The sequence below is a fragment of the Paenibacillus sp. Aloe-11 genome (assembly GCF_000245715.1).
GTDB classification, from domain to species: domain Bacteria; phylum Bacillota; class Bacilli; order Paenibacillales; family Paenibacillaceae; genus Paenibacillus; species Paenibacillus kribbensis.
In genome coordinates this window covers 36,134-44,213 of sequence record NZ_JH601043.1, presented here as the reverse complement: position 1 = coordinate 44,213, position 8,080 = coordinate 36,134, and the positions used below count along the sequence as shown (strand labels likewise).

The window sequence follows — 8,080 nt, the reverse complement described above, 5'->3', positions numbered from 1 at the left end:
GTAACCGTACCTGTCTTATCCAGTACCACCGCGTTGATGGAACGAGTCATTTCCAGATGCTCGCCACCCTTGAACAGAATGCCATATTCTGCCGCACGCCCCGATCCTGCCATAATGGACGTTGGCGTAGCCAATCCAAGCGCACAAGGACAAGCAATGACGAGAACTGCAATCATTTTCTCCAATGAACCTGCAAAATCAGACGGTGTCACAAGGAAAAACCAGACAAGAAACGTCATCACGGCAACAGCAACTACGATGGGTACAAAGATACCCGAAATCTGATCCGCGACCCGCTGAATCGGGGCCTTGGAGTTTTGCGCATCTTCCACGACCTTAATAATACGGGCCAACGCCGTATCACCACCCACCCGCTCTGCCTGGATACGAAGTACCCCGTTTTTATTGAGCGTAGCTCCTGTGACCGGGGAACCCGCCTCTTTTTCAACTGGCAGGCTCTCACCGCTTAGCATCGATTCATCCACTGCCGAGCGCCCATCCACGACCACCCCATCGACGGGAATTTTCTCACCGGGGCGTACAATAAAGATATCCTTCACACGTACCTGCTCAATCGGTACATCGAGCTCTTGTCCATCACGCACCACACGTGCCGTCGTTGCCTGGAGACTCATCAGACTTTTGATCGCCTCAGACGAACGCCCTTTGGCTACCGCCTCGAACCATTTACCAACCAAAATAAGCGTAATCAGCACTGCGCTGGTCTCATAGTACAGCTCGGGCATAGTCATGACCCCTGTTCCTGTCGTGCCTGTCATTCCTCCCATGTCCTGCATGACAGCAGGTGGACGCAAGGTAAGGTACAAGCTGTAAAAATAAGCCGCAGACGTACCCAGTGCAACCAACACATCCATATTCGAGCTTCCATTGCGAAGGGCTTTATACGCACCCACATAAAACTGCCATCCAATAATAAACTGGATTGGCGTTGTCAGCACAAGCTGGAACCACGGGTTTAGAAACAGTTCCGGCACATAAATCCATGAAGTAAAGGAAAAATGACCCACCATCGCCCACAACAACGGAAACGACAGTATTGCAGACACGATCCACTTCCATTTTTTACGCTGGATATCTTTGTTGCGCACATCCGCTATATGATCATCAGCGCTCTGCGGGATCGCTCCGTAGCCCAGTTGCTCAATCTTGCTTACCAGATCCCCGACTGTAATACTCCCCGCCGCATATTCGACATGAGCCGTTTCCATCGCCAAATTCACCGTAGCGCCTGTCACACCCGGCATTCGATTCAAACCCTTCTCAATCCGGGTTGCGCAAGCCGCACATGTCATACCTGTCACATTCAGATTGGCTTCCTCGCTTACAGTTCCAAACCCAAGAGAAGCAATTTTATCGCGAAAATCAGGGATATCCACCTGCTTCGGATCATACGATATCGACGCCTGCTCCAACGCCAAATTCACATTGGCCTGGATCACGCCGTCTATTCGATTCAGACCTTTTTCAATACGGCTAGCGCAGGCGGCACAGGACATTCCTGTAACATGAAGCGTCGTCTGCTTATCACCGTCGGTCATACGGTTCTCCATGGTAGCTCTCCTCCTACATACCCCACAGGGGTATATCATGTTCAAAAAGAAAAAGCTCCTGCTATCGAAGCTTCTCCTTTAAAAAACAAATCTCTTCACGCATGAAGTATCTAAATTTAGACAACATCATAGCCTTGGTCTTCAATGGCAGTTTTCAAGGCTTCCACGTTCAGCTTGGACTCGTCATACTCTACAGCCACTTGTTTCGCTTCAAGATTGACCTTGCCGGAAGCGCCGACCTTCTCCAAAGCTCCCTCTACTGCTTTCACGCAGTGATTGCAGCTCATGCCTTCTACGTTCAATGTAACTTGTGCCATTTTCTTTTCCTCCTCCGGGGTACTTCATGTACCCGATGATGTGAATAGGTATTGCTTTTAACGGATTAGCTTCTTGACCGTAACCAGCAGCTCGTCAATCACTTCCGGCTCTCCTGCCTGCATGCGCTCAATGACACAGCTTTTCATATGCCCTTCCAGCAGCAGCTTGCCGACACCATTCAGAGCAGACTGAACAGCCGCAATCTGGTTCAGCACATCATCACAGTAGGTATCCTTCTCGATCAAGCCTTTAATTCCACGCACCTGACCTTCAATGCGGTTCAACCGGGATGTAAGACTGCTCTTGAACTCTGCCGAGTGATGACTTTTTCTAACTGTCTTTTCCCCGTCTGTTCCGCAATGATTCTCGTGAACTTCATGGTGGGAAACAGGTTGTTCCTCAGCCATACATCAGCCTCCTGTGTTGTGTATATGCCTGTGTAGTACATAGTGCATTTGTTAATATGTCCCTATCATAATATACCCCCATGGGGTATGTCAAGCTTCCAGAAAAATGTCACTCGTTTGCCTTATTTCAAGCCTTCGCGCGCTCTTCCTTGGCAAGCACCAGAAAGCTTAACAGCGCACCGATCTCTGCAATAGCGATAACGACCGCCATGGGTACAGGTGTTGTGCCGCTACCCAAGCCTACTAACGGTGAAGCGATGGAGCCAAGCAACAGAGGTAGCAAGCCAAGCATGGCAGACGCGCTGCCGGCAGAGCGCTGTTGGCTCTGCATGGCCAGTGAAGTCGTTGTCGTGCTCACAATCCCCACACAGGAAACGACAAAAAACAGGGGAACTAATACAGCAAACAATTGACCTCCGGTAAAGGCCACGGTAAGCAAGCTGATCCCGGCTACAGCCGCAATCACCAAGCCCGACAAGAGCAATTGCCGCTCGTTGAAGCGACCCACGAGTCTGCCAGTCAGCTGGGAAAACAGCACAATTCCCAAGCCATTCACCGCAAAAATGATGCTATACGTCTGAGGGGAAACCCCGAAAATATCCTGAAGCACAAACGGAGACCCGGCGATGTATGCGAACATTGCTCCTGTAACCAGCGCCTGCGAGAAGGCATAGCCCATAAAGCGTCGATCCGCAAACAAATGACCAAGCGTACCCAGCGTCTGCTTCAAGCCACCGGATGAGCGGCGATTAACAGGCAGCGTTTCCGGCAAGCCCAGCACGACGGCGATCAGCATAGCCACACCAACCAGGCACAGCACCATGAACACACCGCGCCAGGAAACAAAGTTCAGAATCACTCCACCCAGCACAGGTGCGGCAATGGGAGCCACGCCATTTACCAGCATGAGCAATGAGAAAAAGCGCGTCAATTCTTTGCCTGAGTATAGATCACGCGCCACAGCTCTGGAGATTACGATTCCCGCTGACCCGGTGAGTCCTTGAACAAAACGAAGCACAATGAGCATACCAATATTCGGCGCAAATACGCATAGCAGCGAAGCAGCAGCGTACAGAATAAGCGAGATGACCAGTGGCCCTCTTCGACCTCTGACATCACTAAGCGGACCAGCAACGATCTGACCCACTGCCAATCCCAGCAGACAGGCGGTCAAACTAAGCTGTGCCAGCGAAGTGGTCGTATGCAGATTGTCGGCTAATGTAGGTAATGATGGCAAGTACATATCTATGGACAAGGGTCCAAAAGCACTCAATGCTCCCAGGACAAAGGCGATCCATAAAATTCGGGATTTGGTCATATCCGCGGCAACCATTACCGTATTGGAAAACCGGTTCATAATAAGAATCATCCTTTTCAAAAAAATATAAAATATGACTTCAATATATTATGATATCATCATTTCGTCCTGCTTCGAATAATTACACGCTAATCCGCGATTTTTTTTCAAAACTGCTATATATCAGGCAGGAATTTACCAATTTCAGGTCGAATTGTACTATATCCAAAACATGTACTCAAAACAAAAAATTTATGGAATCTGGAGAATGATAATGGTCTATGATGGAGTGCTGCTGGGTCTCATTGTAGGTCTGCTCCGAGGAGGCTGGCGGCAAGGTCTGATCCGTTTCAGTCAAATTCGCCTTATAGCCGGCTGGATGTTTCCTTTGCTGCTGCTGGTGCAGTTTATTATTTTTTATGCCCAGGAAAAGTGGGCTTGGCTGGCGTCCATTAACGGATATTTATTTATGGGCATTTATGTGATTGGATTGATATTTCTCTGGTTGAACAGACACCATAAGGGATTCGGGCTTATTTTCATCGGCGTACTGTTGAATTTTATCGTCATGGCGGTGAATGGCGGCAGGATGCCGGTCTCGTTAAGCGCTTCGGAGGTGCTGGGTCCCTATTATACAGATATGCTTAAATCCGGAAGCGTCATCTCGAAGCATTATATGATGGATGCAGGCACACATTTATCATTGCTCGGTGATATTATCCCCCTCTCCAAACCCTATCCCCGCACGCAGGTGATCAGTATTGGAGATGTCGTCATGAACTTCGGGATGTTCCTGTTTATCCAAAGCGTTATGATCGTGAACAAGAAGAAGGATAATCAGCAAGAAACCAATCCCCGCCACGCCTAATGCGCACCTTATTCCAAGGAAGGGAGGGAATCCTATGAAAAATTTGAAATATTCCCGTGTGATTATCAATGCCATTATCGTCGCTTCTGTCGTAATCGCTTTGACTTCCGGTTACAAAATCGGGGGCTAGTCACCGATAAAAATAACAGGAAGCACAGGCTCAACAAAACAGGCTGGATTCCGGCCTGTTTTTTCATGTGAAATTTCCGATTACAAAATTGTAAATTATTCCATTCACCCCTGGTAGCTTTGACATCTAGATACGACAAGGCAGGAGAAGAAATGATGAGTATATTAAAAAAGCTGCAAGAACGGGTTACCGCGACGGGAATATACGTGTTTCTCATATGTACAGCAGGCGTGATCGTCTTGTTGTATACGAACCACTGGTCCTTTTTGCACTATTCGACAACAGAGTGGGTTACGATCTATTCCCTATTGGGAGCAGTTCTGATTCTGGAGCATTTTACCTTCCAGCTACCACCGGCCAGCAACAAGCAGTCCATGGACTCCTCCGTGTACCTTGCTTGTATTTTTGTGCATGGCATTGAAATTGCCATTCTGGTTTTGCTGTTCAATGCAGTCATTGCCGCGTTCCGGCATAAAGAGCTGTCCTGGTGGAAGCATACCGTCAATTTTTCCATTTATGCACTTTCCATTTTCCTGTCCTCCATCGTATTTGATCTAAGCGGCGGAACGCAGGGGGCTTTGAATGCCGAACATTTTACTTCCTATCTGCTCGCGCTAATCTGCTACTTTGCGGTGAATACAATCACACTGGGGCTCTTCTTTTATATCGCATACAAAGGGTCCTTCAATGAGCTGAAACAGGCTTTTGTGGCTGAATCCCTGCTCGTATATTTATGTACGCTTATCCTGTCTCTGGTGTTGACTACGTTGATGTATTACAACGGCATTTTGGGACTTCTGCTGGTCCTTGGACTAAGCATGCTCCTGTCTCACGCCTTCAAGCAGATGTTCACGATGTATCGGGAAATCGAGGAAAAGGCCAACATGGATCGCAGAACAGGACTATACAATCACAGCTACTTTGAAAATACACTTGAAGCCGAACTGGATATATCCAGATCCCAGAACATTCCTCTCAGTTTGGCTCTGATCGATATTGATGATTTCAAAAAATACAATGATCACTTTGGCCACCTCAAAGGCGATCAACTGCTGGGATTTCTAGGTGATTTTCTAAAAAAGGAAACCTCTGGTACCCACATCACTGTGTCCCGTTATGGCGGAGAAGAGTTCACCCTGCTTATGCCTGACCATACCGCTGAACAAGCCTACGAAATCGTTAATGCCATCCGAAAAAGGCTAAATGACTCCCGCTATGAAGGCGTGGAAATTTTCCCGCACGGCTGCTTGTCCTTCTCCGCGGGCATTGCACAAAGCCGCGTCGACATCTACGACAAGTCACAGCTGGTCGATCTGGCAGATAAAGCACTGTACTACGCCAAGAAGCAGGGGAAAAATATCGTTCATACCCATGGCAGTTTAAATGAAGTGGAACGTGAAGTCGATCTGGGACAGGATATTCGCGATATCGAACAGCAGCTTAATCTGTTTTTGTACAAGGATATCAATACCTTCAAGCATTCCAAACGGGTATTCAGATATGCAGCAGACATGAGCGAAATGCTTCAGCTCAGCCCGGAGGACAAACGACGTTTTGCGCTGGGTGCTCTCATTCATGACATTGGCAAGCTGGAAATCCCATGGAATATCCTGAATAAAAAAGAAAAGCTGTCCTGTGAGGAATGGCAGATGGTGAAAGGGCATGTCACGTGGGGCAAACGAATCATAGAGGCAAACGAGCGATTCATAGATCTGGTTCCTTTTGTGGAATTGCATCATGAACGCTTTGACGGGGGAGGCTATCCGTTTGGCTTTAAGGGGGAGCAAATTCCCCGGCTGTGTCGGATGCTGACAATTATCGACTCTTTTGATGCGATGACGACTGAACGCCCTTACCAACCCACCAAAACGTTCGAGGAGGCCATTGAAGAACTGCGAGCCTGCTCAGGCAGCCAATTCGATCCCGAACTAACGGCTATTTTTATCCACTATATTCAGCATAAGCAACCTGCTTTCATGGATTCCATGGAAACAGGCCACTAAATATTCTTTATATGCTTGATGCTCGGCCTCATTGCCTCTACCGGTATAGAAATCGTCCTGATTTCTATACCGGTAGAGGTTTTTATGTGAGTGGTACTTGAAACATACTGATTTATTTCAAATTTCATATAAATGTCATAATTCGCTCCATCTATTTACGCTGTATGGACTATGATAGATAGAGATTGGATTTGTCTGTATAAAATATTACAAATGAGGATATCCTCGCTTCAAGTAATCGAGAGAAGGTGACTTCACAGGCATGTCGTATCCGTCCAGGCCAGCTCGCGTGGCTTGTCTTCTATTGCTGTGCCTACCGCTTCTTATCCTGTTTCCTCGCTCATTATGGGCTCATGCATTTGTCATCGAATCCAGTCCGACCGAAAATCAAATTTTGGACAAGCCGCCTTCACAGGTGAGCATCACCTTTAATGAGGATTTGCAGTCTGCCTTTATGTCGATCAAGGTGACCGATGAGACAGGCAAGCGAGCCGATACAGGAAAAGCACAGCTCAACCCGGAACACAAAACCACCATGGAAATCAAACTGATTCCGGGGATGAAAGCTGGAATTTACACTGTCAATTGGAGAGCCTTGTCTGCAGACGGACACCCAATTAATGGAGTTATTCCCTTTCAAGTCGGTAGCGGTTCCAATTCGTATACCAACGAGACTGCCACATCTGAAGGCTCAGTTGCATCACGACCTGACTTAATCGCTGTCCGGTGGTTCCTTTACATCGGAATATCGCTGCTTTTCGGAGCGCTTTGCTTCCGTTTGTTCATCTTGCCAAGCTTAGGCCAAGACAAGGGCAAGAAAGCAGAGGCGTCGCAGGAGCTTGATCAACACTCCTCTGCCGCATTACCTCACTGGCCCGTGCTGCTATGGAGCGGCTACGGCATAACGTCAGCTGCCATTCTGGTCAGCCTGCCGCTTCAGGCCTCATGGGATGCGGGGGTTTCCATCGGGCAGGGCTTTACACTCCCGATCCTGGGAGAAGCTCTCCAGTTTACAGGGGCAGGACAGGTCTGGTTCATCCAGATGATTCTCGTACTACTGCTGAGTGTAACGCTGATTTACACGTTGGATCACAGCATTTCCATCCGCCAGCGCCGTCTGTGGAGCTACAGCTCTGTTATCCTGACGCTGAGCGTCATGCTGTCCAAAGCCTTTGTCGGCCACCCGGCAGCGGCGACCCATCCGGCTCCGGCCATTGCCGCGGACTTTGTTCACCTGGCGGCCGCGGCCTTTTGGATCGGCTCACTTGCCGTCATGGCTGTGTGCCTGCCTGTTGCCGGATCAGAGCTGCCCGCGTCGGAGCGGACAGCTCTGCGACAAGCAGCCCTGCGCCGCTTCGCCGGCTGGGGCATTGCCATGGTGGCTGCGCTGCTCGCCACCGGTATCTATGGAGCCGTGCTGTATGTACCGGCTCCCTCCATGCTGCTGAACACGTCCTACGGACTCGTTCTGCTCGGGAAAGCAGCG

7 protein-coding genes are annotated in these 8,080 nt (G+C 48.9%); 3 read left to right on the top strand and 4 right to left on the bottom strand.

Translation table 11 applies throughout. The features are described from left to right. The 4 genes from WG8_RS27740 to WG8_RS02345 form a co-directional block, all read right to left on the bottom strand. A partial coding sequence (locus WG8_RS27740; RefSeq protein ID WP_007428462.1) for a heavy metal translocating P-type ATPase occupies positions 1–1,571 on the bottom strand: 1,571 nt, incomplete at its 3' end. 116 nt (positions 1,572–1,687) lie between these two features. After that, the gene (locus WG8_RS02355; RefSeq protein ID WP_007428461.1) at positions 1,688–1,888 is read right to left on the bottom strand and encodes a copper ion binding protein; all 201 of its coding nucleotides are present in this window, start codon (positions 1,886–1,888) and stop codon (positions 1,688–1,690) included. A gap of 57 nt (positions 1,889–1,945) precedes the next feature. Beyond that, a complete protein-coding gene (locus tag WG8_RS02350; RefSeq protein ID WP_007428460.1) occupies positions 1,946–2,296 on the bottom strand; it encodes a metal-sensitive transcriptional regulator in 351 nt (116 codons plus the stop codon). 127 nt (positions 2,297–2,423) lie between these two features. Beyond that, complete coding sequence (locus tag WG8_RS02345) at positions 2,424–3,653, bottom strand: multidrug effflux MFS transporter (RefSeq protein ID WP_007428459.1); 1,230 nt, start codon at positions 3,651–3,653, stop codon at positions 2,424–2,426. A 214-nt stretch (positions 3,654–3,867) separates the two neighbouring features. Here WG8_RS02345 and WG8_RS02340 point away from each other — a divergent pair, with 214 nt between their 5' ends. From WG8_RS02340 to WG8_RS02330, 3 genes are all read left to right on the top strand, one after another. Beyond that, on the top strand, positions 3,868–4,461 hold the full coding sequence (locus WG8_RS02340) for a DUF5317 domain-containing protein (RefSeq protein ID WP_007428458.1): 594 nt from the start codon (positions 3,868–3,870) through the stop codon (positions 4,459–4,461). 282 nt (positions 4,462–4,743) lie between these two features. Next, a complete protein-coding gene (locus WG8_RS02335; protein ID WP_043890706.1) occupies positions 4,744–6,594 on the top strand; it encodes a bifunctional diguanylate cyclase/phosphohydrolase in 1,851 nt (616 codons plus the stop codon). 262 nt (positions 6,595–6,856) lie between these two features. Beyond that, a partial coding sequence (locus WG8_RS02330) for a copper resistance CopC/CopD family protein (protein ID WP_007428455.1) occupies positions 6,857–8,080 on the top strand: 1,224 nt, incomplete at its 3' end.

Bases quoted from the DNA above. Each gene is read 5' to 3' on its own strand.
- WG8_RS02355 (WP_007428461.1), bottom strand. From the start codon at position 1,888: ATGGCACAAGTTACATTGAACGTAGAAGGCATGAGCTGCAATCACTGC.
- WG8_RS02350 (WP_007428460.1), bottom strand. From the start codon at position 2,296: ATGGCTGAGGAACAACCTGTTTCCCACCATGAAGTTCACGAGAATCAT.
- WG8_RS02345 (WP_007428459.1), bottom strand. From the start codon at position 3,653: ATGAACCGGTTTTCCAATACGGTAATGGTTGCCGCGGATATGACCAAA.
- WG8_RS02340 (WP_007428458.1), top strand. From the start codon at position 3,868: ATGGTCTATGATGGAGTGCTGCTGGGTCTCATTGTAGGTCTGCTCCGA.
- WG8_RS02335 (WP_043890706.1), top strand. From the start codon at position 4,744: ATGATGAGTATATTAAAAAAGCTGCAAGAACGGGTTACCGCGACGGGA.